25 protein-coding genes are annotated in these 23080 nt (G+C 69.6%); 13 read left to right on the forward strand and 12 right to left on the reverse strand.

All coding sequences use genetic code 11. The annotated features are described in order from the left end of the window. Nucleotides 1-127 precede the first annotated feature (127 nt). The 3 genes from DXZ73_RS17220 to DXZ73_RS17230 are packed head-to-tail and all read left to right on the forward strand — an operon-like array spanning nt 128 to nt 2630. Nucleotides 128-1183: an LLM class flavin-dependent oxidoreductase gene (locus DXZ73_RS17220; RefSeq protein WP_240351384.1), complete on the forward strand. Its 1056-nt coding sequence runs from the start codon at nt 128-130 to the stop codon at nt 1181-1183. Next, nucleotides 1180-2145, forward strand: coding sequence for a 3-hydroxyacyl-CoA dehydrogenase NAD-binding domain-containing protein (locus DXZ73_RS17225; RefSeq protein ID WP_116211880.1), 966 nt, complete (start codon nt 1180-1182; stop codon nt 2143-2145). The genes DXZ73_RS17220 and DXZ73_RS17225 overlap by 4 nt, the downstream gene beginning before the upstream one ends. Continuing rightward, on the forward strand, nt 2142-2630 hold the full coding sequence (locus tag DXZ73_RS17230) for a flavin reductase family protein (RefSeq protein WP_116211881.1): 489 nt from the start codon (nt 2142-2144) through the stop codon (nt 2628-2630). Before DXZ73_RS17225 ends, DXZ73_RS17230 begins: the two co-directional genes overlap by 4 nt. A 300-nt stretch (nt 2631-2930) precedes the next feature. Here the strand turns inward: DXZ73_RS17230 and DXZ73_RS17235 are convergent, their stop codons facing one another. Together DXZ73_RS17235 and DXZ73_RS17245 are read right to left on the reverse strand one after the other, a co-directional pair. Continuing rightward, entirely contained in the window at nt 2931-3359 is a 429-nt protein-coding gene (locus tag DXZ73_RS17235) for a hypothetical protein (protein ID WP_116211882.1), read from the reverse strand. Nucleotides 3360-3702: 343 nt separating this feature from the next. Further along, a complete protein-coding gene (locus tag DXZ73_RS17245; protein ID WP_116211884.1) occupies nt 3703-4056 on the reverse strand; it encodes a hypothetical protein in 354 nt (117 codons plus the stop codon). 186 nt (nt 4057-4242) lie between these two features. Between DXZ73_RS17245 and DXZ73_RS17250 the strand changes: the two genes are divergently transcribed. Next, a complete protein-coding gene (locus DXZ73_RS17250; RefSeq protein WP_116211885.1) occupies nt 4243-4533 on the forward strand; it encodes a winged helix-turn-helix domain-containing protein in 291 nt (96 codons plus the stop codon). Between the two features lie 868 nt (nt 4534-5401). On the opposite strand, the gene DXZ73_RS17255 is transcribed toward DXZ73_RS17250, so the two are convergent. The 3 genes from DXZ73_RS17255 to DXZ73_RS17265 form a co-directional block, all read right to left on the reverse strand. Further along, the gene (locus DXZ73_RS17255) at nt 5402-5692 is read right to left on the reverse strand and encodes a hypothetical protein (RefSeq protein WP_116211886.1); all 291 of its coding nucleotides are present in this window, start codon (nt 5690-5692) and stop codon (nt 5402-5404) included. After that, nucleotides 5685-5843 (reverse strand): hypothetical protein, encoded by a 159-nt coding sequence (locus DXZ73_RS38190; protein WP_162890232.1) that lies wholly within the window; start codon nt 5841-5843, stop codon nt 5685-5687. The genes DXZ73_RS17255 and DXZ73_RS38190 overlap by 8 nt, the downstream gene beginning before the upstream one ends. A gap of 122 nt (nt 5844-5965) precedes the next feature. Then, nucleotides 5966-6193, reverse strand: coding sequence for a hypothetical protein (locus tag DXZ73_RS17265; protein ID WP_116211888.1), 228 nt, complete (start codon nt 6191-6193; stop codon nt 5966-5968). A 133-nt stretch (nt 6194-6326) separates the two neighbouring features. Here DXZ73_RS17265 and DXZ73_RS17270 point away from each other — a divergent pair, with 133 nt between their 5' ends. Both DXZ73_RS17270 and DXZ73_RS17275 read left to right on the forward strand, forming a co-directional pair. After that, complete coding sequence (locus tag DXZ73_RS17270) at nt 6327-7256, forward strand: helix-turn-helix domain-containing protein (RefSeq protein WP_116211889.1); 930 nt, start codon at nt 6327-6329, stop codon at nt 7254-7256. After that, the gene (locus DXZ73_RS17275) at nt 7168-7359 is read left to right on the forward strand and encodes a DUF397 domain-containing protein (protein WP_162890233.1); all 192 of its coding nucleotides are present in this window, start codon (nt 7168-7170) and stop codon (nt 7357-7359) included. Before DXZ73_RS17270 ends, DXZ73_RS17275 begins: the two co-directional genes overlap by 89 nt. Before the next feature lie 94 nt (nt 7360-7453). Here the strand turns inward: DXZ73_RS17275 and DXZ73_RS17280 are convergent, their stop codons facing one another. Continuing rightward, nucleotides 7454-8389: a major capsid protein gene (locus DXZ73_RS17280; protein ID WP_116211891.1), complete on the reverse strand. Its 936-nt coding sequence runs from the start codon at nt 8387-8389 to the stop codon at nt 7454-7456. A gap of 691 nt (nt 8390-9080) precedes the next feature. Between DXZ73_RS17280 and DXZ73_RS17290 the strand changes: the two genes are divergently transcribed. Further along, the gene (locus DXZ73_RS17290; RefSeq protein WP_116211893.1) at nt 9081-9473 is read left to right on the forward strand and encodes a hypothetical protein; all 393 of its coding nucleotides are present in this window, start codon (nt 9081-9083) and stop codon (nt 9471-9473) included. A 99-nt stretch (nt 9474-9572) separates the two neighbouring features. On the opposite strand, the gene DXZ73_RS39490 is transcribed toward DXZ73_RS17290, so the two are convergent. From DXZ73_RS39490 to DXZ73_RS17305, 3 genes are all read right to left on the reverse strand, one after another. Continuing rightward, complete coding sequence (locus DXZ73_RS39490; protein WP_240351385.1) at nt 9573-9800, reverse strand: HNH endonuclease; 228 nt, start codon at nt 9798-9800, stop codon at nt 9573-9575. Between the two features lie 809 nt (nt 9801-10609). Next, entirely contained in the window at nt 10610-12337 is a 1728-nt protein-coding gene (locus DXZ73_RS17300; protein ID WP_240351386.1) for a recombinase family protein, read from the reverse strand. 186 nt (nt 12338-12523) lie between these two features. Continuing rightward, nucleotides 12524-13309: an SDR family NAD(P)-dependent oxidoreductase gene (locus DXZ73_RS17305; protein ID WP_116211896.1), complete on the reverse strand. Its 786-nt coding sequence runs from the start codon at nt 13307-13309 to the stop codon at nt 12524-12526. Between the two features lie 189 nt (nt 13310-13498). Between DXZ73_RS17305 and DXZ73_RS17310 the strand changes: the two genes are divergently transcribed. Continuing rightward, on the forward strand, nt 13499-14314 hold the full coding sequence (locus DXZ73_RS17310) for a 4'-phosphopantetheinyl transferase family protein (protein WP_116211897.1): 816 nt from the start codon (nt 13499-13501) through the stop codon (nt 14312-14314). Here DXZ73_RS17310 and DXZ73_RS17315 read toward each other — a convergent pair. After that, nucleotides 14236-15051, reverse strand: coding sequence for an AfsR/SARP family transcriptional regulator (locus tag DXZ73_RS17315; protein ID WP_116211898.1), 816 nt, complete (start codon nt 15049-15051; stop codon nt 14236-14238). The genes DXZ73_RS17310 and DXZ73_RS17315 overlap by 79 nt on opposite strands. A 333-nt stretch (nt 15052-15384) precedes the next feature. On the opposite strand from DXZ73_RS17315, the gene DXZ73_RS17320 reads away from it, so the two are divergent. Further along, nucleotides 15385-16572, forward strand: a complete 1188-nt coding sequence (locus DXZ73_RS17320; RefSeq protein WP_162890234.1) for a sensor histidine kinase — start codon at nt 15385-15387, stop codon at nt 16570-16572. On the opposite strand, the gene DXZ73_RS17325 is transcribed toward DXZ73_RS17320, so the two are convergent. After that, nucleotides 16493-17113, reverse strand: a complete 621-nt coding sequence (locus DXZ73_RS17325; RefSeq protein WP_240351387.1) for a response regulator transcription factor — start codon at nt 17111-17113, stop codon at nt 16493-16495. The genes DXZ73_RS17320 and DXZ73_RS17325 overlap by 80 nt on opposite strands. Nucleotides 17114-17311: 198 nt before the next feature. Here DXZ73_RS17325 and DXZ73_RS17330 point away from each other — a divergent pair, with 198 nt between their 5' ends. After that, nucleotides 17312-18229 (forward strand): MBL fold metallo-hydrolase, encoded by a 918-nt coding sequence (locus tag DXZ73_RS17330; protein WP_116215672.1) that lies wholly within the window; start codon nt 17312-17314, stop codon nt 18227-18229. A 311-nt stretch (nt 18230-18540) separates the two neighbouring features. Here DXZ73_RS17330 and DXZ73_RS17335 read toward each other — a convergent pair whose 3' ends face one another. Next, entirely contained in the window at nt 18541-19503 is a 963-nt protein-coding gene (locus DXZ73_RS17335; RefSeq protein ID WP_116211901.1) for an ornithine cyclodeaminase family protein, read from the reverse strand. A gap of 164 nt (nt 19504-19667) precedes the next feature. Between DXZ73_RS17335 and DXZ73_RS17340 the strand changes: the two genes are divergently transcribed. From DXZ73_RS17340 to DXZ73_RS17350, 3 genes are read left to right on the forward strand one after another with little or no spacing between them, the layout of a single operon-like run. Beyond that, complete coding sequence (locus DXZ73_RS17340) at nt 19668-20372, forward strand: succinate dehydrogenase cytochrome b subunit (protein WP_116215673.1); 705 nt, start codon at nt 19668-19670, stop codon at nt 20370-20372. Between the two features lies 1 nt (nt 20373). After that, nucleotides 20374-22320, forward strand: coding sequence for a fumarate reductase/succinate dehydrogenase flavoprotein subunit (locus DXZ73_RS17345; protein ID WP_116211902.1), 1947 nt, complete (start codon nt 20374-20376; stop codon nt 22318-22320). Next, on the forward strand, nt 22317-23066 hold the full coding sequence (locus tag DXZ73_RS17350; protein WP_116211903.1) for a succinate dehydrogenase/fumarate reductase iron-sulfur subunit: 750 nt from the start codon (nt 22317-22319) through the stop codon (nt 23064-23066). The genes DXZ73_RS17345 and DXZ73_RS17350 overlap by 4 nt, the downstream gene beginning before the upstream one ends. The last annotated feature ends 14 nt before the right edge of the window (nt 23067-23080 follow it).

Here is a 23080-nt window from a genome sequence, read left to right on the forward strand (position 1 = left end):
TGCCTTTCGGGGCAAGGGAGATCCACCCGGGCTCGATCGGGCGTCGAGCGACCCGCGAGCCGACTTTGTGACTGTCGCTGTGCTCAGGTGAAACCGGCATGCGACGAGGTGCGATGTGGAATTCGGTGTGACGTTCTTCCCCACCGTGGGACCGAAGGACAAGGACGCCCAGACCTACTACGACGAGGCGCTGGGCCTGATCGAGCGGGCCGACGAGCTGGGCTACCGGCATGTGAAGACGGTGGAGCACTACTTCTTCGACTACGGCGGGTACAGCCCCGACCCCGTGACCTTCCTGGCCGCGGCCGCCGCCCGGACCCGCAACGTCCGCATCATCACCGGCGCGGTCATCCCGGCCTTCACCCACCCGGTCAAGCTGGCGGGCAAGCTGGCGATGCTGGACAACCTCTCGCACGGCCGGCTCGACGTGGGCTTCGGACGGGCCTTCCTGCCCGACGAGTTCGCCGCCTTCGGCGTCTCCATCGACGACAGCCGCGCGATCTTCACCGAGGGCGTCGAGGCGTGCCGCAGGCTGTGGTCCGAGGAGGACGTGGTCTGGGAGGGCCGCTTCCACAAGTTCGGGCCGGTGACGCTCCAGCCGCGTACGGTGCAGAAGCCGCATCCCCCGGTCTACATCGCCACCGCGATGAGCCAGGAGTCCTGCGAGGAGGCCGGGCGCAACGGCTACCACCTGCTGCTCGTCCCCGCGACGTCCAACCGGGAGCGGACCCGGGAGCTGATCGCGGCCTACCGCGCGGCGCGCGCCGAGGCGGGCCACGAGGGCGAGGGCAACGTCCAGTTGAGCTACCCCTGCTACCTCGCCGAGGACGGCGCCGAGGCGCGCCGCATCGCCCGCTACGACGAGGAGCGCTACAACGAGCGCCTCGGCGAGGCGGTCCGGGCGTGGGGCGAGGTGTCCAGCAGCGCGTACCCCGGCTACGAGAAGATCCTCGACGCCACCAGGAACTACGACTTCGACAAGAAGCTCGCCGACAACAAGCTGCTGGCCGGCTCCCCCGACGAGGTCCTGACGCAGCTCAAGGAGATCGAGTCCTGGTACGGCGCGGACATCACCGTGAGCCTCACCATCCACTCCGGCCTGCTGCCGGTGGAGCAGTCGCGGCGCTCGCTGGAGCTGTTCGCCGAGCACGTGGCACCGCACTTCGCCGCGCAGGGCCGATGAGCGGTACGGCCGGCGGGCCCGTACGGACCGCGGCGGTCGTCGGCGCCGGGACGATCGGCCTGGCCTGGACGACGCTGTTCCTCGCGCACGGCCTCGACGTCCGCGTCAACTCCCGCCGCGCGGACGCGGAGCGGGCCGTGCGCGAAGGGGTCGGGCTGTTCGCCCCGACCCTGCCCGGCGGGCCCGCCGACCCGGCGGAGCTGCTGGAACGCGTGACCGTCGAGCCCGACGTGGCGAAGGCTGTGGCCGGGGCCGACGTGGTGCAGGAGAACCTGCGCGAGGACCTGGCCGAGAAGCGGAAGCTGTTCGCCGGGATCGAGCACATCGCGCCCGGCCACGCGCTGCTGCTGTCCTCGACATCCTCGCTGCGCACCGACGACATCGGCGCGGACATGGCCGACCCCGGGCGGCTCCTGATCGGCCACCCCTTCAACCCGGCGCACCTGATCCCGCTCGTGGAGATCATCCCCGGCACCCGCACGGACCCCGACGCCGTCACCCGGGCCCTCGACTTCTACCGGTCGCTCGGCAAGACGCCCGTCGCGGTGCGCGGGCCGGTGACCGGGACGGTGGCCAACCGCCTGCAGTCGGCACTCTTCCGGGAGGCCGTGCACCTCGTGCTCGACGGCGTCCTGACGGTCGACGAGCTGGACGCGGTGGTGACCGGCTCGATCGGGCTGCGCTGGGCGGCCGTCGGGCCCTTCCGCGCCTTCCACCTCGGCGGCGGGCCCGGCGGGCTGCGGCGGATGCTGGAGGCCGTAGGGCCGAGGATGGCGGCGGAGTGGCAGCACCTCGGCACCCCCGAACTGGACGGTCCGGCGGTCGAGTTGCTGGTCGAGCAGGCGGAGGATGCGTTCGGCCGCGGGGCCGGGGCCTACGAACGGCTCGCCGCGGAGCGTGACGCCCGCCAACTGGCGTTGCTCGCCTCCTTGGGCCGGCTCGGGCCGGAGTCCTCGTCATGACCGTGGAGCTCGGCCACGGCATCGATGAATTCCGGGCGACGATGGCGCGGTTCGCGAGCGGCGTCGTCGTGGCCACGACGCGCGACGCGGACGGCAACCCGCACGGCTTCACCGCGAGCTCGTTCTGCTCGGTGTCGCTGGATCCACCGCTGGTGCTCGTGTGTCTGGCGGAGACGGCGAACTCCTACGAGGCGTTCCGGTCGTCCTCCGCGTGTGCGATCAGCATTCTCGCGGAGGATCAGGTGGGGGTGGCGCGGCGGTTCGCGACGAAGGGGGGCGACAAGTTCGCGGGCGCTCCCTTCACCTCACTGCCCGAGGGCGGCCTCGGGGTGCCGGGGGCGCTGGGGGTCATGGAGTGCGAGGTGCGGGACCGGCATGCGGCTGGGGATCACGTGATCCTGGTGGCCGAGGTCCAGAACGTGCGGGTGGGGCCGGGGCGGCCGATGGTCTATTTCGGGAGCGAGTTCCACCGGCTGGGGGGCTGATTTTTCCCCCACCCCGCCCCTTCCCGGCTGTGTCGATTTGCGGCTCCGCCGCGTGGGGGCTCCGCCCCGGACCCCGGTCCTCAAACGCCGGACGGGCTGATTTCGCCGGCTACGGTCCACGAAATCAGCCCGTCCGGCGTTTGAGGACAAGCGGCGCAGCCGCTTTGGGGGTCCGGGGGTTTCCCCCGGTTTCGGGAAGCCCCGATGCTCGTAAGTAGGTGTTCTGGAGCCTAGTGCCTGGTCAGGGCACGCGAAAGCCCCGCTCGGCACGATGGCCGAACGGGGCTCGTTGATGGCCGATCAGCCGCAGAACGACGACCGTACGGCGGTCACGATGCTCGCGGCCTGGTCGTCCGTGAGGCTCGGCACGGTGCCGCCCTCAAAGCGGCTCTTGGTGTTCTTCTGGACTGTGGCGTCGTCCTTGCCACCCTTGACGTCCAAGCACACGTCCCGGGACCTGCTGACGGCCCGGTCTTCCTTCGCGACCAGCCCGGGGTTGATGGTGCGCAGGGCCCGTATCAGCGTCTCGCGCTGCGTTGCGTCCGGCGACGGGGCCGACGCGGGCTTTGCTGCCTCGCTCGGCTGCTCTGTGGGCTTGGCGGGCGCTGTGGCGGACGGTTTGGGCTCGGCCTCGGCCTTGTCCTTGCCGTCCTCGAACAGCGACAGGATGCCGCCGAGTACGAGCACGCCCGCCCCGACCGTGATCCATGTACGGGTCTTCTTCTGCACCGTGGCCCCTCCCTACCGACAACTGCAAGATCACTCGTGCTTATCACGCATCGGCGCCGCAGACGTGGGATAGATCGATATCCGCCACGGGCAGCAAAGAGCCCCGCTCGGCACGATGGCCGAACGGGGCTGGTTCCGTCGTGAGGGCTCTACCGGATCACGTCGTCCGGGGTCGGTCCGGCGCCCAGCTTCGGGGCGCACACGGGGCAGGCGTACAGGGTTCTTCCAGAGCTGCTGGTGCCCTGTATCCATCGGATGGCGACGGGGGCGCGGGTGACCGTCTTGCACTCGGTGCAAGGTTCCACGTGGGCAGTCGGCACGACAGGGAACCGCTCTTCTACAGTCACGCGGACACCCCCGCAGTGGTGAACGCGGACGCGGGGAACGGAGCTCCGGGGTACGTGTACGGGTAGTCCTCGCCGAGCGTGGCCATGAAAACAGCTCGTCGCCGTTCCTGGATCACGCGGAGTTCCAGAGTGTCCTCGGCTTGGCGCTGGAACAGCTCGGCTGCCTCTTCCTTGCTCGGGCTCCGCCACGGGGACAACCATGGGCTGACGGGGGCGGGCTCGGGGGTCGGCACGGGTGCATGGGCGGGGTCCGCTGCGTGGCGTCCGTGGGCGGGCTTGAGCAGGCGGAACAGCAGCACCACTACGGGTGCCAGCACCGCCACCAGGGCGAGGGCGATAACATCGCGCATACGTCGTTCAGCTCCTGAATAGCTGTCTTCGGCGGAGCCCCGGCGGACCGGTCCTAAGCGGTCTTCCGGGGCGTTTTCGTGTTCGACGATAGTCCTTTACGTCAAGACACGTAAAGGCTCGTAAAGCTACGTCAGCGAACGTGGCCGTAAGTGTGCTCTTGTCACCCGCGCGCTAGCGTCGTCGGCATGGACTACAGCCCCGACGCGAAGATCATTCGCGATGCGCCCGAGCCCCCGTTTGAACAGCTCGCGGGCATCCTGCGGGCGCGCATCGCCCGCGGGGACTGGAAGCCCCGTCGCCCGATCCCTGCCGAGTCCCGGTTGGGTGAGGAGTACGAACTTTCGCGGCCAACCGTCCGCCGTGCGATCGCCGCCCTGGTGGCCGATGACGTGCTGTTCGTCGTCCCGCAGCGAGGTACATACGTCCAGGGCAGCGAGCCCGCCGGCGAGGGCGCGCGAGTGCTACCGGAGCCGTGACGGTCGCGCAGTGGCGTCTGCCGAAGCGGCATACGATCGTCCGCGGGCCCCGGTCTGGTGTCGGTGGAGTCGACAATGGGGCGGGCCGGGGCCCAATCAGCGCCGAGCCCCGCCCGCACGCCTCGGAGGGAAGCGCATGGGCGGGGCGGTTTGCGGCGCTACGTGCTGCGCCCTACTGCGAGTATCCGCAGACGGAACAAACCCACATGGTGGCAGATATCTCAGTTCCGTCGTCTTCCAGGAGTACGGATCTCGCCAGCATGCCCTGGCACCCCTGGGTGGGGCACGACTGCGCTTCGTTCACTTCCCTGGTCACCGTTACTCTCCTCCTTGCTTGGGCGACGGTATCCGCAGTCGCAGATCCAATCGCCGTGACGCAGTGGATTTCCGGCCCTGTCCATGAAGATCTCTCGCACCATCATCCGGTCCAGGCAGCGCGAGCAGCGCACGCCCTCACACATCGTGCGAACTTCGGCATCCTTCTTCAACATGCCGCGCTCTCCTGACTGGTGGGCTCCATGCCCGGGATGATGCTCCTCGCTGGTGTTTCGTATGGCTCATTCGCTCATATCTCCCCCTATCTGATTACGGTGTGCTGTGGGTACCCCTCTGACCTGTCCGGCCGACGACCGGACGTGGTTCCCGCCCCTGCCGGGATAGGTGATGTGTAAGAGGTGCCTCTACCCATGACCCAGTGGGGCGGAGTCTGATTGATGCCTTCCGGCTGTCCCCCGTACAGCCGGAAGGGGGTGGGTACCCGGTCGGCCGCTGGACCTCAACCGACGACCGACCGGGCGTTGGTGCCTGCCCCTCTGCGATCGGCTAGCGTCCATCGGGGGAAGGGCGCATCCGCAGAGGGGCAGGCGGTCTAGGGGGTGCCGCGCTGGCGCGGCAGGCAGAACGCTTCGAGACGCCGCGCGGCGTCGACCAGCGCCCGCAACTCGTCCATGTCCTCTTGCCATCCGCGCAGCTGCGCGATGACTTGGGCGAGTTGATCGCGGAATTCCTGGGTGTCGTAGACGGCCGGGCTGTAGGCGGGGGTCAGCGCGTCCGCCGTCACGTCACCCGCTGGGGGCACAGGAGGTTCTGCCGACCCGTCCAGCGCGACCACGAAGGGCGGGCGAGTGCGCTCCGCGTCGACGGGGTGCTGCTCACTCATTTGGGTGCATCGCCCTCTCCTGGCCGTCCTCGCCGGGCCACTCCTCGATCGCTCTATGAGCAGCGCCGAAGTGCCGCATGATCCGAGCGCGAGCCAGGATGATGCCGAACTCGTCGCCCGTCGCCTGAGCCAACGTGAAGTTGGCGATCACTTCGCCGCATCCCACGCACTTCTCAGCAGGACGCGGCATGGAAGGGGCGGGCGTAGCGGAGAGGGTGGGCGTGACCATCCAGTGTCCGCCGGAGAGTGGGAGGGAGATCAAGGGTGTGGGCATCAGTCCACGCTCCGCGGGCCGAGTCCGAGGGCGCGGCGCTCCTCGTCGGTGGCCAGGCGGATGGCCCTCGCCGGCGCCGTCCACCTCTCGGTGGTCCCGATCCCTGCGAGTGTGTACTTCTCGCCGTCGAATGCGTGGGACACGCCCAGCCGATCGGCGGTCTTGTCCACCAGCAGGGCGCCGGGCCGGTAGCCGGTCCACCGCGCCGCACCTGTCGTCTCCGTCATCGTGTTCGAGCCTCCGTGTGTCCCGCTCATGGGGAGCGGGCATCAACCGTGAAGCTCAGGTTCCACCGGCATCGCTACGCTGACCAGGGCCCTAGCCATGCCAAATGGCTTTGGAATAACGGGAGTTGAACGCATGGGCGATGATTCGGAGTCTCCAGCGAAGGAGTTTGGCAAGGAGATCAAGTACGCCCGAGAGGCAGAGGGCTGGTCGCAACAGCAACTTGCCACCAAGCTGCTCTGCGGGCAGCCGTACGTCAGCAAGGTCGAGACAGGGCAGCAGCTAGCCAGCCCGCAGTTCGCGGAACAGTGCGACAGAGTGTTTGGCGCACGCGGCGTCTACGCGCGGATGCGTCGGCGCGCGGCCGACGCGGGCAACCCTGTTTGGTTCATCCCTTACCTTGAGCTTGAGCGGGAAGCCCTGACGATCTGCGACTACTCCAATGCGTTCGTCATGGGGATACTCCAGACGCCGGAGTACGCGGAAGCGGTCTACAGGTCCGCCCGCCCGCAGGAGTCAACAACCGCAATCAAGAAGGCGGTGGAAGACCGAATGCGGCGCCGAGAGGTGTTCGACGGCCCCAACCCGCCCACGCTGTGGGTGATCCTTCATGAGTCGGTTCTGTGGTCTGGCGTGGGCGGCCGAGTCACCATGCGGGGGCAGCTTCGACACCTGCTAGCGGCGTCTGAGCTACCCCCCATCACACTTCAAGTGCTCCCGTTCAGCGCGGACGCGCCCTCACGAGGGGTGCCGTTTATTGTGCTGACGCGACGGGACGGAACTGATGTCCTGTACGAGGAGACATATCAACGAGGGCAGGTGGACGACGCAGCGGAAGCGGTAGCCGAAGCACGTGCGGCGTACGAACGCCTACGTGCTGACGCCCTGGCTCCCGCCGACTCGCTAGCTCTCATTCGGCACGCAATGGAGGCACACGCCCATGAGCACCACCCGAGACTTCCCCCACCCGATATGGGTGAAGTCCAGCTTCAGTCAGGGCAACGGCGGCAACTGCGTCGAATGGGCCCCCGGGTTCGCAGCTTCCGGCGTCGTCCCCGTCCGTGACAGCAAAACCCCTCAGAATCCCGCGCTCCTGCTCCCGTCCGGCGCCTGGTCCTCGTTCGTCTCTGCCGTCCGGGGCGACATGTTCACGGTGTGGACCGCGTAGCGCATCTTCGGGTCGATCGCACCTAAACGCAGAATGCCCCAGTTCCCGTCCCCCCCTGGTGAGAGGTGACGGGAACTGGGTCTTGGTGGTGTCGTCAGCCGGCGAGGACGTTGGTCAGCCGGGCAGCAGCCTTCCCGCCGAACAGGGCGAGGCCACAGTAGAAGTCGATGCGCGTTCGGTAGACGGGCTTGTCGTGGGACTCGCCGAGGTCGGTGACCTGTACGCCGCCGTTGGTCAGGCCGGACACTCCGGCGTCGGCCTCGGTGGCCCCGAAGCGGACTGCGTAGATGTCCCCGGTCTGCTTGCCGCCGGTACCGGGCGTCAGCGGCAGCACATCGGTACCGTCCAGCTTCTGCCCGGCGTCCAGGAGCGGGATGCCCTTCCACGTGGTGGTGCGCTTGCCCGCGATCTCCTCACGCAGGAGTTCGCCACCACCGAGGCGGCGGAAGCCGGATTCGATCCGGGCACGGAGCGCAGCATTCATGTAGAGCGCGCCGTTGGAGCCGTTGATGCCGCGCACCTGAGCCATCAGGGTGTCCAACAGGTCGAAGAAGTCATGGCCGTTGGTGACTGGCCCTGTCGCCTTGGCGTCCAGGACCTGGGGGCCGAGGAGCCGCTTCCGCAGGCCGTCGAAGCCCTTCGGATTCACCTCCACGTCACCGTTGAAGAACTGGTCGGCGAAGTGGACCGACGCGGCCTTGACCTTCATGGCGGTCTGGACGGCCCGCTGGTCGTTGAGGTTTCCCCGGGTCTGGACGATGAACTTGTCCACGTCCGCATCCCCGCCGAGGATGGCCAGCGTCTCGATCCGCTGGTTCAGCGTTCCCGTGCTCTCCGGGTACGCCTCATTCACGGCCCGGAAGGACACCCCGGGAAGAGTCGACTCCTCGTTGTACCGGTAGGCGTTGCCCGCCACCTGCATCAGGGGCAGCCGGTCCAGAATCGGGGACTCCTGCACGAACGTCTCGATGACGCCGCGCTGCAAATCGTCAAGGGATAGCTTCGCGGATTCAGCAAGGGTAAGAGACATGTGTTCCCTCCTTTGGGGCGCTCACAATTGGAAAACAAGTGAGCGCCAATTGTTTTCGATTGATCGATGACCCACAGAAACGCTCAGATGAGCCATGCGAGAAAGTCACCTCCCTGCCGATCAGCGTGGGGAGGGGCAGGGGGTACCCCCCTGGTCCGAATCGGACATCACGACCGAACGGGCTTGACCTTCGCGGCAGCCCAACCGCCCGGCTGACGCTTCGCGGTCTCCCGGTTGTGACACTGAGTGCACAACGGCCTGAGTCGATGCGGCGCGTCCGGATCGGCCACGCCCTGAGCGACCAACTCACGCCGGGACAAAGGGAAATGGTCGGCCACCGTCGCCGTGCGCCCGCACAGCAGGCACCACGGGTTCCGGTACAGGTATGCCTTACGGATGCGCTGCCAGCGCGTGGCATAGCCCCGCTCCGTGGTCGTACCACGCTGTCGTTCGGCCTCGCGTCGGTGAGCTTCACAGCGCCCGCCAGTGCGGGTCAGCTCAGGGCACCCGGGGACAGAGCAAGGGGGGCGGGGTCTACGGGGCATGGGGGTCACCTCCGAACAACAGGGCGGGGGATCGATTTGTCAGTCACGTATGGGTGACATGGCGCGTACCCGGGAAACGCGTGGGGCAGCCTCAGAGAAAGGCCAAGCAGCATCTTGGAGGCGGCTGCGAGAACAGGGAGGACGGCATGAGTAACGGAGATAAGGCCAACGAGACGGCGACGGACGCCTTCGACTTCAACGTCGATGTGAAACTCGCGGTCAAAGACAACCCCAGCACATCTCAGTTCGTAAACATGACCATCGGCACCGTTCCGCCTGGCGCTACCCAGCTAGATGGTACGTGGCGCGGGGCACCCGTCTTCATCCTGTCTAAAGGGGGGACCTTCACCTGGGACGGCAGGCCGGGGCAGGAAATCGCTGCCCTTATCGACGGCGCATCTGGCGGCCTGGTCGTCAGCTTGCTGGGCTTCATTGGGGCCCCGGGCAAGCTCCCTGGGAGGGGCAAGTCGGGCATCGGCAATGCGCTCGACCCGGTCACCCACGAATTCCGCGAGGACATCACTTGGAAGATCACCTAACCGCTATGTATCGGCTACCTCACCTTATTGCCAGGGCAGCACGCGAACTGGTGTGCAACCAGACCATTGACTGGCACACCGAGGACCAACCGGCCTAGCTCAGAACTGCGGATCAGCGTCCCCGAACTCCGTACGGGTCTTGAGCCCATGGCAGCCGTGGCACAAGACCTGAACGTTGCTGTCTATGTCCTCGCCACCGAGGGACAGCGGGCGCACATGGTCCACGTCCACCCCGTCCGCGGGGAAGTCGTCCAGGCACCAGTCACAACAGCCGAGCCCCCGCCTGTCGAGCGTACGGCGGAGCCGCGCAGCAGCGTCATACCGCACGGCCCGCCGTCGCCCTCGCGAACGCCGAGCCCGAACCGTGGGCCGACTCTGGTACTGCCGATCATGAACTTCGCAGCGTCCACGGCGAGTTGCCGCCTCGCTGCACTCGATACAGCTCGTCATCTGTCACCGCCTGGTGCTCGTTGTCGTTGCGTGCCCACCCCCGGACTCGAACCGGGGCACTCTGCCGGTTGGTTACGGCGCACCTCTTCCGCTGGGTCAGTGGGCTCAATCCCCCGTCGCCGCTGTGTAGGCCGGTCAGGGGGCACGCGTGGACGGGATCGCGCCGTCTCCTCCAGCCGGTTTCACCAGCCCCCGCCGGGGTCGGCTACTCGGGCCGGTGTGCATGCTGCACACCACACGCGTGAGTCTGTTGGGGCCCGAGCCGGCGGGGCCGGTCCGGGCTGTGTGGGGGCCGTACGGGCTTCCAACCCCGTTCGGCGCACTCGCGGACGAGTGGGTTACTGATGGGCGGTACGGCCCCCGCATGCGTTGCCACACGACCCCCGCAGACCACCCCGAGTAACGCGGGGTGCGTGGTGCACGGGCAACGCTGAGAGAGAGTCGGGCACTCAGACCGCCAAGGTTCCCCCTCGGGGTGGGTGCGCGGTAATCCCGCTCTCACTGTGTTGTGGAGGCCAGTAAGTTCCTGCCCGGTCCGTCATGACGGAATGGCGGTTCAAGGGTCTTTCTGACTTTTCTTAGAAAAATAAGAGAAAAACAGAATCGGGCCCTGAACCGTCATACCGTCATGGCTCCGCCCGCTGGTGTCCCTCGCCGGCGCGGCAGGGGGGCGCCGCAGGGGGCTGTTACGCGGCGGGGGTGAGTGCGGCCTGGTGGAGTCGCATGCTGGTGCCCTGTGCGGGGGCGTGCTCGGGGACGTCTTCCTTCGCAACGGCTCCGGCGTTGGTGTCGACCTCTTCAATGCAGGGGTCGAGGTCTCCGGTGATGGTGAACTCGACGCGTCGCAGGTCGAGGGTGCGCCACCCGCCCCGAGTGCCGCGCTTGACCATCAGGCGGGCCCCTGTGTCCACGAGCATGGTGCGCTTGCCCTCGGTGTCGGCTGCGTGCCAGTCGTCCGCGTACGAGCGTCCCGTGGGTACGGCCTCGCGCCGGGGCTCGCGCTTCTCGCGGGTCTCCAGCTCGGCAAGGCGGGCGTCCAGGGCGTCCCCGTGGCGCTGCCAGGCTGCCTGTGCGGCTCTGGACTTCTGGCGTCCCTTCTGCGTCTGGTGCTCCTCGTACTCCGCCGTGGTGGTGTCGATCTCGGGCTGCGGGTCGTAGCCGGGTATCTCGGTGACTCGGGTGATCTGGACGGGTCCGGCAGCCTTCAGGAACTCCAGCGTGACGTAGTCGTCCACCCAGTCCGCGCGGACATGGGACGGGGCTTCACAGTGCGTCCCGTACTTGTAGGACGAGCACCCGTAGTAGCCGTTCTTCAGGTACATCCGGCTGCCGCACCCGTCGCAGTGGATGACGCGCAGCAGCAGCGCCGACGAGTCCTTGCGCCGGGGCGCCTTCTCCGCCGTGGGCTTGGAGGCGAGCAGTGCGCCCACCTGATCGAACTCTTCGCGGGTGAGGATCGGGGTTTCGGCGGCCATGACCGGGTTGCCCTGGTCGTCGCGCACCGGGTTCCCGGCGTGCATCTTCCAGCCGAGCAGCGCGGGGTTGGTGAGCATGCGGGTGATGGTCTGAGCACGCCACTGCGCGGGGCGCTTCTTCGGTTCGGCGGTCTCCGCCGGTGCAGCGTCGGCCTTGTTCTTCCGCCGGGCCTGGTACGCCTTCCAGTGCGCGGACGGGGACAGGACACCGTCGGCGTTGAGTCCCTGTGCGATGGCGTGAGTGGTCAGACCGGCGACCAGGGCGGCAATGATCCGCTCAATGACCCGCACGGCGTCCGGGTCGGGGACGAGCGTCCAGCCGACTCCGCCGTGTTCGGCGGGCATGGGGGCGGGCAGGTAGCCGTACGGAGGCTGACCCCCGCCACGCCAGCGAAGGGCCATCTTGCGCATGGCTGCCTGCGCCCCGGTGACGCGGTCGCTGATGCTCTGGGTTTCCACCTGTGCGGCGAACGCGAGCATCATCATCATGAGCTCGCTCATGGGGCTCATGGGGTTGCGGAAGTCGAACTCCAGCCGACCCCCGCCGATGCCCTCGGCGAACACGAGCATTTTGCGGTGCTCGCGGGCCCACTTCGCAAGCTCGTGCATGTCCTGCATGGATCGGATGGCACGGTCGAAGCGCCACCACACCAGGACGTCAAAGTCCTGCGGACGTGCGAGCCACCCGCCGAGCTGCGGACGGTCGAAAGGACCGACCTTGGACGCGCTTACGTCAAGATCGACGGCCTCCCGCAGGGACTCGCCCTCGCCGAAGCTGATTCCGAGGGCTGCGGCGGCTACGTCGTCGGCTTCACGCTGCCGCTCGGGGCTTGTGGTCTCATCCGTTCGGACCGACAGTCGGATGCACCGGACCCCGCGCAGGGTCTCGGCGAACACGGTTCCGGCAACGGTTCCTACGTTGGGGGTACTGGTCTCCATACCTTTTGTGGAGACCAGCGAATTCCCCGTGCCCCTGACCAGCACAGATGCAACCATGGCCCGATCACTCCAGAACTATCACTCTGGAGCATCGGGAAGGGGCGGGGCTGGGGAAAAAGCCCGCCCGGCAGGGCTGAAGGGGTGCCCAGAGTTTTCCGGGCACCCCTTTCGCGTGACCCGCCAGGGTCAGTAATTGCCCAGGCCGCCACAGACGTTGAGCGCCTGCGCGGTCACGGCGGCGGCGTCATCGCTGACGAGGTATTCCACCATCGCCGCGACCTCGCGCGTCTCCACGTAGCGGCCCATCGGGACGCGGTTGGTGATGCGGTCGAAGGTCTCCTCCTCGCTCACGCCCCAGATGCCCGCGTAGTGCTCGCGTACCTTCTCCGCCATGGGCGTCTCGACGAAGCCGGGGCAGACGGCGTTGACCGTGATGCCCGTGCGGGCCAGCTCCAGGCCGAGGGCCTTGGTGAGGCCGACGACGCCGTGCTTGGAAGCGGAGTAGGGGACGGCGTGCACGACGCCCTGCTTGCCGCCGGTGGAGGCGATGTTGATGATCCGGCCGCGGCCCTGCTCCCGCATCCGGCCGGCGTTCAGCACCTCCTTGGTCATCAGGAAGACGCTGGTGAGGTTGGTGTTGATGACGTCGAGCCACAGCTCGTCGGGGATCTCGGCGGTGGCGCCGCCGCCGCTGCGTCCGGCGTTGTTGACGAGGATGTCCACCGGCCCGTAGCGCTCGACCGCGGACCGTACGTAGGAGCGGATCTGCCCGGCGTCGGCCACGTCGCAGACCGTGCCGTCGACGTCCAGGCCCTCGTCCCGGAGCTCCTTGAGCACCCCCTCCAGCCGGGCCTCGTCGCGTCCGCAGATGAAGGTGCGGGCGCCGAGCCCGGCCAGCCGCCTGGTGATCTCCAGGCCGATACCGCTGGTCGCGCCGGTGACCAGTGCGACGGGGGCAGGAGTGGTGGACATGTGACCTCCGTTGTCGAGAGTGCCGGGAGTGCGGCCGATCTGGCGGTGAGCCTCGCGGAGCCCCCTTGAGCTGCACTGGAGGGTGCGTGGACCACGCGCGGCCGGGTCCCGTCCACGCGCTCTCGACCGGCGTTCCAGCCGGGGGCGGCACAGTGGCGGTTCCTGGCGGTTTCCTGACAGGGGGTTCCCGTGTCCGTTCCTTCGCCGGCCGTGCTGCTGCCCGTGCGGCTCCTCGCCCCGTCCGGGCCCTGGGAGGAGGTGGTGGCCGACTGGGCGCGCGAGGGCACGGTCCTCGCGTACGGCGTGGTCCCCGAGTGGGTGCCGTCGTGCGGCGCCGACGCCGGACGGCTGGCCGCGGACGAGCCCTGCCGCTGGGCGGCGCTGCGCGGCGAGCGGCTGCGGGCCCGGTTCCTCGCCTCGCGGTTCCTGCTGCGCAGCGTGGTGGGCGCGGTGACGGGCACGGGCTGGCGCGGGGTGCGCCCGGACCGTACGCCGCTCGGCCGGCCCTTTGTCCGCGGGCTGCCGGGGCTGCGCGTCAGCCTCAGCCACAGCGGGCCGGTGCTGGCCGTCGCGGTGAGCGGGCACGGGGCGATCGGGGTGGACACCGAGCGGGCCGGGCGGGGCACGTCGCTGTCCCCCGCGCACATCTGCACCGCCGAGGAGGCGGGGCGGCTGGCCGGGCTGCGGGACGACGAGCGCGCGGCGGAGCTGCTGCGGCTGTGGACGCTGAAGGAGGCGTACACCAAGGCCCTGGGCGTGGGGCTGCGGCGCTCCCCGCGCAGTTTCGGTTTCGCCCCGGGGGTGCGCGGGCCCGTGCTCAGGGACGGCGGCGAGGGGGAGCCGGACCCGCACCGGCGGTGGTCGTTCGGCACCCGCCTGGTGCGGTCCGCCCTCCCGGAGCCGTATCTGCTGAGCGTGGCGGCGGCTCAGCCCGCGGACAGCGGGCGGGCCGCGGTCGCGTCCGGCCGCTCCGCGAGCGACATGTCGCCGCTGAGGACCGCCTGATGGAGGCGCTGGAGCCGGGGCGTCGGCTCGACGCCCAGCTCGCGGGAGAGGGTGTCACGGAGCCTGCGGAACTCCTCCAGGGCGCGCCAGGGGCTGCCCGAGTGGTAGAGCGCCGTCATCAGGTGGGCGCTGAGGTTCTCGTTGAGGGTGTGGCGGGCGGTGAGGATGCGCAGTTCGGCGATGAGGCCGGAGTAGCGGCCGAGCGCGAGGTCGGCTCTGATGCGCTGTTCGAGGACCTGCATGCGGTCCTCTTCCATCCCGATGGCCTCCAGTTGGAGGGCCGGGCCGTGCGGGGTGTCGGCGAGGGCGGGGCCGCGCCAGAGTTCGAGCGCCTCCCGCAGCAGCCGGGCGGCCGCGCGGGGGTCGCCCGCCTCCATGGCCGTACCGCCGCGGCCGGCGAGGTCGCGGAAGGCGTCGAGGTCGTGGCTCGCGGGTTCCACGGCCAGCCGATAGCCGCCGAACGAGGTGGAGAGCACGTCCTTCGCCGAGAGCCCGGTGCCGTCGGGCAGCACCGCGGCGATGTGGCGCCGCAGTTGGAGGATGTACGTCTGGAGGGTGGTGGCGGCACTGCGCGGGGGTGCGGCGCCCCAGATCTCCTCCATGAGGAGCTCCTTGGGCACGGTCCGTCCCGCGTGGAGCGAGAGCAGGGCGAGGACCTGGCGGGGCTTTCCCGCGGTCGGGACGATGGATCCGCCGTGGTGACGGACGGACAGGGGTCCCAGTACTGCAATCTGCACGGTCGCAACTCCGATCCGGAGCGGTGGGGTTGTGCTGGAGCATCGCACCGGCGGCGGGTGGGCAACCAGTGGGAGCGGCACCAACCGGGGCGTGAATACCACCGCCCGGGCATATGCGTTTTGCATATGAGGATCCGGCCGTCCGCGACTCCACCCGGACACGGCGGGGCGACGGCGTCAAGTGGGCCGCATCGGCCGGGAGTATCGCGTTCCGGCCTTTCATTTCAAGATTGTTTCTTCGGAAAGATTCGGGAGGTACGGTACGTATGATGCCTTAGGGGGGTATTCCAGAGGCACACGAGGGGGGACCAAATGGTGCGCGGGAGAAGTCAGTTGATCGCGTCATGGCCATTGACGGCGCGCATCCTGGGACTCCAGGCCGGACTGGGTCTCGTGGGCCTCGCCGGGGAACCCCACGCCGCGTGCAGCTTCCCCAGCCTCGCCACCTGGGCCGTCTGCCTCAGTGTGCTCCTCGGCCTGCAGTGGCTGCACAGCACCCCCGCGCACTGCGCGCGGTTACGCAAGTGGAAACCCCTGACGCTCGTCCTCCACGCGGTGTGCACGTTCCTGCCGATGGCGGTGTGGGAAGCGGAATGGCCGGGAATGGCGGGCTTCCTGGCCGGTACCGCCGCCAACGCCCTCGGCCGCAGGTCGGGTTGGGCGGCGTTCGCCACCACGGCGGTCTGCTCGTGGGTCATGGCCCGGGTCGTCGACCCGCACTCGCTCGACTCCTGGGTCGCGCTCGCCACCACCGTCGCCATCGGGCTCGTCGTCCACGGCGCGCTGCGGGACGTGCGCCTCACCGCCCGGATCCGCGCGGAGATGCTGGCCATCGACCGGCGCGCCCGGCAGGAGGAGTGCGAGCGCATCGCCCGCGAACTGCACGACCGGTTCACCAACCCGCTCACCGCGGTGACGCTCAAGAGCGAGATGACGCGCCGCGCGCTCCCCGAGAAACAGGAGCGCACGCGCCGCCAGCTCCAGGACATCGCGAGCCTGACGCGCGAGGTGCTCACGGAGCTGCGCGCCACCGCAGGCGGCTACCGCGACCTGTCCTTGCGGGACGAACTGGAGTACGCGCGCCGGCTGCTCACCGACACCGGCATCGAGGTGGCGGTGTGGAACGACGTGCCCGCCCCGGACCGGGCCGCCGCGGAGGTCCTCGCCATCGCCGTACGGGAGGGGGTGGCCAACATGCTGCGGCACAGCGACGCGACCCGGTGCTCCCTCCAGGTGCGCCGGCTCTACGACGGGGGCACGCTGCTGACCATCGGCAACGACGGCATCAGACCGGCGGATTCGGAGGCGGTGTCCACAGGGGCGGGGCTGCACAATCTCTCGCTGCGCGCGACGAGCATCGGCGGGACGGCTCAGGCGACGGTCCTGCTCAAGGGGTGGTTCACCCTCACCGTGACGTGTCCCGCGCCGATGACCGAGCGGCTCATGGCGATTCGGGCAGCAGCCACCCGGCTTCCTGGGCCAGGCGCACCGCATCCTGACGCGTACGAGCGCCGAGCTTAGTGACCGCGTTGCCGAGGTAATTCCGGACCGTGCCGGTGGAAAGCCTGAGCGAGGTGGCGATTTCCGCCACGGGATACCCGGCGGCCGCCCGCTGGAGCACCTCCGTCTCCCGGGAGGTGAGCGGATTCTCCGGGCTCTGCCAGGCGTTGAGCAACAGCGCCGTGTCCACGACACGGCCGCCCTGGGCGACGGTGCGGATCGCCTGGGTGAACTCGTCGGGCGGCGCGTCCTTGAGCAGATAGCCGTCGACGTGGAGATCCATCGCACGGCGGATCACCCCCGGCTGGCTGAGGCTGGTCACCAGCAGGATCCGGCAGCCGGGCAGGTGCTCCCGCAGCTGCGCCGCCGCGTCCAGGCCGCTCATGTCGGGCATGTTGACGTCCAGCACGGCGACGTCGGGCCGGTGCTCCAGCGCGTACGGCAGGACGGACCGGCCCTCCCCCGTCTCGGCGACGACCTCCATGCCGCGCTCCGCTTTCAGCAGCAGCACCAGCGCACCCCGGATAAGGCTCTCGTCCTCGGCCAGCAGAACTCGTATCACGCGCCCACGCCCCCCGGTATTTGTATGGAGCATAGACCATGCGCTTTTCGCGCAAACCCCGTGGAGAGCACGGGTTTTACCAGTTCTCCGCGGCTACCCCGCAGCGCGTGCCGACGGCCTCCGGGAGGCGGCTCCAGCAGGGCTCCATCCGCTCAGCCGACCATGGGCCAGATCGACGACGTGCTGGAGGAGGCCCGTATGACTGGTGTCGGACAGGGGACGGAAGGGCGGCTGGAGGAGGTCGCCGACGGGGTGTTCGGCTACATCCAGCCCGACGGCGGCTGGTGCCTGAACAACGCCGGGCTGATCGTCTCGGACGGACGGTCCGCGCTCGTGGACACCGCCGCGACGGAGACCCGCGCCCGCGCGCTGCGGGACGCCGTGCTCGGCGTCTCCCCCGCGGCCCCGCGGACGCTGGTCAACACCCACTTCCACGGGGACCACGCCTTCGGCAACTTCGTCTTCCCCGAGGCCCTCGTCATCGGGCACGAGCGGACCCGTACGGAGATGCTCTCCGCCGGACTGCACCTGACCGGGCTGTGGCCCGACGTGTGCTGGGGCGACATCGACCTGGTGCCGCCCGCGCTCACCTTCACGGACCGGCTGACGCTGCACGTGGGGGACGTCCGCGCCGAACTCCTGCACCTGGGGCCCGCGCACACCAGCAACGACACCGTCGTCTGGCTCCCCGAGCAGCGGGTGCTCCTCGCGGGCGACCTCGTGATGAACGGGGCCACCCCCTTCGTGCCCATGGGCTCCGTCAGCGGGTCGCTGGCCGCGCTCGCCGTGCTGCGCGAGCTGGACCCGCGCACCATCGTGCCGGGGCACGGGCCGGTCTCGGGGCCGGGGCTCCTGGACGATGCCGAGCAGTACCTCCGGTACGTCCGCGAGCTCGCCCGGGAGGGCATGGAGGCCGGGCTCTCGCCGATCGACATCGCCCGCGAGGCGGATCTCGGGCCGTACGGCGGCTGGCTCGACTCCGAGCGCCTCGTACCAAATCTGCACCGCGCGATCGCCGAGGAGCGTGGGGCCGCGCCGGGCAGCCCTGTCGACATGACGGCGCTCTTCGGAGAGATGATCGAGTTTCACGGCGGCGTTCCGGCTTGCCATGTCTGACACCACCGTTCGGGGGTGCGTCGGGTCTTTCCCGGCTGCGCTCCGACCCTGGCGGAGGGGGCTGGAGCGGGGCTGGACGATTGCTCGGCTGCGGGCCCGTTGCCGCCTGCGGCGGAGGCGCCCTGCGGGCGCGTCCTCAATCGCCGGACGGGCTGAAATCAGCCCGTCCGGCGATTGAGGACCGGGGTCTGGGGCGGAGCCCCAGTTCGGGAAGGGGCGGGGATGGGGAACAAAGCCCGCCGGGCCGCACCCGGGCACGGGTCCGGGGCGGAGCCCCGGCCTCGGCGGAGCCGCGCATCAGACGCTGCGGGTCAGTCGAACGGGACGTCCGCGCCCGCGCCCCGCGCCACCGCGCACTGATAAAGAAGGTCGCAAGCCACCGCATCCTCCACCGGCACGCCCACCGACTTGAAGACCGTCACCTCCGCCGCGGAGCGCCGCCCCGCGTGCCGCCCGGAGAGAAGGTCGCCCAGCTCCGTCATCGCCGGACGGGCCGGGAGCGCGCCCTCGGCCACGGGGATCAGGATGTCCCCCGCCTCGCGCAGCACCGCTTCGGCGGACTCCACGAAGAGGCCGGCCCGGGCGACGAGCGCGGTCGGCAGTTCGCGCCGGGCCGCGCCGTAGGCGCCCACGGCGCTGACGTGCAGACCTTCGCGGCGGACCGCGGAGTCCTCGAAGAGGGGCCGCTCGGCGGAGGTGACCGTGCAGATCACGTCCGCGTCCCGGACCGCGGTGGTGACGTCCTCGTGGACCTCCGCGTCGATGTCCTGCCCGCGGGCCCACTCGGCGAGCAGGCGGGCCTTGCGCGGGTCGCGGCTGTGCAGCCGGACGGAGGTCCACGGCCGCAGACCGGCGAGCCCTTCGAGGTGGCCCCTGCCCTGCGCCCCGGCGCCGATGACGGTCAGCACGCGCGCGGCCGGGGGCGCGAGCAGGTCGGTGGCGAGGACGGTGACGGCGGCCGTCCGCAGGCGGGTCACGGCGGCTGCGTCCAGTACGGCCAGCGGGCGGCCGGTGACGGCGTCGAAGAGGGGCACCAGCCCCTGGACGGCGGGCAGTTCGGGCGCCGTGTCGAAGAGGGTGAGCAGCTTGACCGACAGCGTCGTGGCGTGGACCGCGGGCATGAGGAGCAGTTCGCCGTCCCCGACGGACACGGACGTCCGCGTGAACCCGGGGTCCGCACCGCCGCCCGAGGTGAAGGCCGCGCCGATGCCGGACGCGAGCTCGGGTACGGACAGGAGGCCGTCGATCGTCTTTGCGTCCAGGAACTTCAGCACGTTTCACGCCCAGGGTCCGGGTGCGGAGGGTTCGGCGGAGTGGCGAGCGCCAGCTTAACGGCGCCGCCCGCCGCGGGCCCGTACGTCTCCATAGCCGATTCCTATGGATATGAGTCGCACTATGTCTTGGACCTCTCAGGAGGGGCCGACCTAGGGTCGTGTTCATGGCATTGGCAACGCGGACGGACCGACGGCCGTCCATCGCGCGCACCTTCTGGGGATCGACCGTCGGCAAGAAGACCGTGATGGCCGCGACCGGACTGATCATGATCGCGTACCTGGCCGTCCACGCGTTGGGCAACGCCAAGATCTTCTTCGGGGCCGGCGACTTCAACGACTACGGGCACTGGCTGCGCGTCATGGGCGCCCCGGTCCTGCACCGCGAGTGGGGGCTGTGGACCGCCCGCGTGGTGCTGTCCGCGTCCGTGATCCTGCACGGGGTCTCCGCGTACCAGCTGAGCCGCCGCGACCTCAAGGCGCGCGCCACGGCCTACGTGCACAAGCGGCGGCGCGCGAGCTACGCGACGCGCACCATGCGCTGGGGCGGCATCATCCTCGCCCTGTTCATCGTCTGGCACATCCTCGACCTGACGACGGGCACCGTGCACCCCGGCTTCCAGGAGGGGCACCCGTACCAGAACGTGGTGGACACCTTCTCCACCTGGTACGGCAACGTCATCTACATCGTCGCGATGCTCGCCCTGGGCCTGCACATCCGGCACGGGTTCTGGAGCGCCGCGCAGACCCTGGGCGTCGGCAACGCGACGCGCGACCGGGTCCTCAAGGCCGTGGCCAATGTCCTGGCGGTGCTGCTGACCGCGACCTTCATCTCCGTCCCCGTGGGCGTCATGACCGGAGTGGTGAGCTGACATGACCTACACCGACTACGCGACCGGCGAACCGCTCGTCGACACCAAGGCGCCGGAAGGCCCCATAGCCGAGCGCTGGGACCGCCGCCGCTTCGAGGCGAAGCTGGTCAACCCCGCCAACCGCCGCAAGCAGACCGTGATCGTCGTGGGCACCGGCCTCGCGGGCGGCGCGGCCGGCGCGACCCTGGCCGAACAGGGCTACCACGTCGTGCAGTTCTGCTACCAGGACTCGCCGCGGCGCGCCCACTCGATCGCCGCGCAGGGCGGCATCAACGCGGCCAAGAACTACCGCAACGACGGCGACTCCATCCACCGCCTCTTCTACGACACCGTCAAGGGCGGCGACTTCCGGGCCCGCGAGTCCAACGTCCACCGCCTCGCCCAGGTCTCGGTCGAGATCATCGACCAGTGCGTGGCGCAGGGCGTGCCGTTCGCCCGGGAGTACGGCGGGCTCCTCGACACCCGTTCCTTCGGCGGCGTCCAGGTCTCCCGCACCTTCTACGCCCGCGGGCAGACGGGGCAGCAGCTGCTGCTGGGCGCCTACCAGGCGCTCAGCCGCCAGGTCGCCGCGGGCAACATCGAGCTGCACCCGCGCACCGAGATGCTCGACCTGGTCGTCGTCGACGGCAAGGCCCGCGGCATCGTCGCCCGCGACCTGATCACCGGCCGCATCGACACCTACTTCGCCGACGCGGTGGTCCTGGCCTCCGGTGGCTACGGCAACGTCTTCTACCTCTCCACCAACGCGAAGAACTCCAACGCCACCGCCGCCTGGCGGGCCCACCGGCGCGGCGCCCACTTCGCCAACCCCTGCTTCACCCAGATCCACCCCACCTGCATCCCGCGCTCCGGCGACCACCAGTCGAAGCTGACGCTGATGAGCGAGTCGCTGCGCAACGACGGCCGCATCTGGGTGCCCAGGGCGCAGGGCGACACCCGGCCCCCCGCCGAGATCCCCGAGGACGAGCGCGACTACTACCTGGAGCGCATCTATCCGTCCTTCGGCAACCTCGTGCCGCGCGACATCGCCTCCCGCGCCGCGAAGAACGTCTGCGACGAGGGCCGCGGCGTGGGCCCCGGCGGGCAGGGCGTCTACCTCGACTTCGCCGACGCCATCGCGCGGCTGGGCCGCAAGGCCGTCGAGGCGAAGTACGGCAACCTCTTCGACATGTACGAGCGCATCACCGCGGAGAACCCGTACGAGGTCCCGATGCGCATCTACCCCGCGATCCACTACACGATGGGCGGGCTCTGGGTCGACTACGACCTCCAGACCACAGTCCCCGGCCTCTTCGCCGTCGGCGAGGCCAACTTCTCCGACCACGGCGCCAACCGGCTCGGCGCGTCCGCGCTGATGCAGGGCCTGGCAGACGGCTACTTCGTGCTGCCGTCCACCATCAACGACTACCTCGCCCGCCACCCGCACCGCGACGAGGTCGACGCGAGCCACCCGGCCGCGGTCGCCGCGGTCGCCGAGACGACCGGGCGCCTGGAGCGGCTGCTCGCCGTGGACGGCGACCGCACGCCCGACTCCTTCCACAAGGAGATCGGCGAACTGATGTGGGAGTACTGCGGGATGGCCCGCACCGAGGAGGGCCTGCGCAAGGCCCTGGAGACGATCCCGCAGATCCGCGAGGAGTTCTGGCGCCGGATCAAGGTGCCGGGCACCGGCGAGGAGTTCAACCAGTCGCTGGAGAAGGCCAACCGCGTCGTCGACTATCTGGAGCTCGCCGAGCTGATGTGCCTCGACGCGCTGCACCGGTCCGAATCCTGCGGCGGTCACTTCCGCGAGGAGTCCCAGACGGAGGGCGGTGAGGCGGCCCGCAAGGACGAGGAGTTCTCGTACGCCGCCGCCTGGGAGTTCACCGGCACCGGCGACGCCCCCGTCCTGCACAAGGAAGACCTCGTCTTCGAGTACGTCCACCCCACCCAGCGGAGCTACGCATGAGGCTCACCCTGCGCGTCTGGCGCCAGAAGAACACCGACGCCCCCGGCGCCATGGCCACCTACGAGGTGGACGGCATCTCGAAGGACATGTCCTTCCTGGAGATGCTCGACACCCTCAACGAGAAGCTCATCCTGGAGGGCGAGGACCCCGTCGCCTTCGACCACGACTGCCGCGAGGGCATCTGCGGCGCGTGCAGCATGGTCATCAACGGCGACGCGCACGGCCCCGAGCGCACCACCACCTGCCAGCTCCACATGCGGTCCTTCGCCGACGGCGACACCATCGACGTCGAGCCGTGGCGGGCCACGGCCTTCCCCGTGGTCAGGGACCTCGTCGTGGACCGGTCCGCGTTCGACCGGATCATCGGGGCCGGCGGCTACATCAGCGTCCCCACCGGTGCCGCGCCCGAGGCGCACGCCACGCCGGTGCCCAAGGCCGACGCCGACTACGCCTTCGAGCACGCCGAGTGCATCGGCTGCGGCGCGTGCGTGGCCGCCTGCCCCAACGGCTCCGCGATGCTCTTCACCTCCGCGAAGATCAATCACCTCAACGTGCTGCCGCAGGGCGCGCCCGAGCGGGAGTCCCGCGTGCTCGACATGGTCGCCACCATGGACGCCGAGGGCTTCGGCGGCTGCACCCTCACCGGCGAGTGCGCCACCGCCTGCCCCAAGGGCATCCCGCTGCCGTCCATAGCCGCCATGAACAAGGAGTGGCTGCGCGCCACCCGCAAGGCCGGCAAACGCTGACCCGCCGCCCGCGC

Origin of the sequence: Streptoverticillium olivoreticuli subsp. olivoreticuli (genome assembly GCF_003391135.1) — a bacterium.
Classification (GTDB): Bacteria; Actinomycetota; Actinomycetes; order Streptomycetales; family Streptomycetaceae; genus Streptomyces; species Streptomyces blastmyceticus.

Excerpts from the sequence above, each read along its gene's own strand:
- DXZ73_RS17225 (WP_116211880.1), top strand. The coding sequence starts at position 1,180 with ATGAGCGGTACGGCCGGCGGGCCCGTACGGACCGCGGCGGTCGTCGGC.
- DXZ73_RS17230 (WP_116211881.1), top strand. The coding sequence starts at position 2,142 with ATGACCGTGGAGCTCGGCCACGGCATCGATGAATTCCGGGCGACGATG.
- DXZ73_RS17245 (WP_116211884.1), bottom strand. The coding sequence starts at position 4,056 with ATGCGCGATGTTATCGCCCTCGCCCTGGTGGCGGTGCTGGCACCCGTA.
- DXZ73_RS17250 (WP_116211885.1), top strand. The coding sequence starts at position 4,243 with ATGGACTACAGCCCCGACGCGAAGATCATTCGCGATGCGCCCGAGCCC.
- DXZ73_RS17255 (WP_116211886.1), bottom strand. The coding sequence starts at position 5,692 with ATGAGTGAGCAGCACCCCGTCGACGCGGAGCGCACTCGCCCGCCCTTC.
- DXZ73_RS17265 (WP_116211888.1), bottom strand. The coding sequence starts at position 6,193 with ATGACGGAGACGACAGGTGCGGCGCGGTGGACCGGCTACCGGCCCGGC.
- DXZ73_RS17270 (WP_116211889.1), top strand. The coding sequence starts at position 6,327 with ATGGGCGATGATTCGGAGTCTCCAGCGAAGGAGTTTGGCAAGGAGATC.
- DXZ73_RS17280 (WP_116211891.1), bottom strand. The coding sequence starts at position 8,389 with ATGTCTCTTACCCTTGCTGAATCCGCGAAGCTATCCCTTGACGATTTG.
- DXZ73_RS17290 (WP_116211893.1), top strand. The coding sequence starts at position 9,081 with ATGAGTAACGGAGATAAGGCCAACGAGACGGCGACGGACGCCTTCGAC.
- DXZ73_RS17300 (WP_240351386.1), bottom strand. The coding sequence starts at position 12,337 with ATGGAGACCAGTACCCCCAACGTAGGAACCGTTGCCGGAACCGTGTTC.
- DXZ73_RS17305 (WP_116211896.1), bottom strand. The coding sequence starts at position 13,309 with ATGTCCACCACTCCTGCCCCCGTCGCACTGGTCACCGGCGCGACCAGC.
- DXZ73_RS17330 (WP_116215672.1), top strand. The coding sequence starts at position 17,312 with ATGACTGGTGTCGGACAGGGGACGGAAGGGCGGCTGGAGGAGGTCGCC.
- DXZ73_RS17340 (WP_116215673.1), top strand. The coding sequence starts at position 19,668 with ATGGCATTGGCAACGCGGACGGACCGACGGCCGTCCATCGCGCGCACC.
- DXZ73_RS17345 (WP_116211902.1), top strand. The coding sequence starts at position 20,374 with ATGACCTACACCGACTACGCGACCGGCGAACCGCTCGTCGACACCAAG.
- DXZ73_RS17350 (WP_116211903.1), top strand. The coding sequence starts at position 22,317 with ATGAGGCTCACCCTGCGCGTCTGGCGCCAGAAGAACACCGACGCCCCC.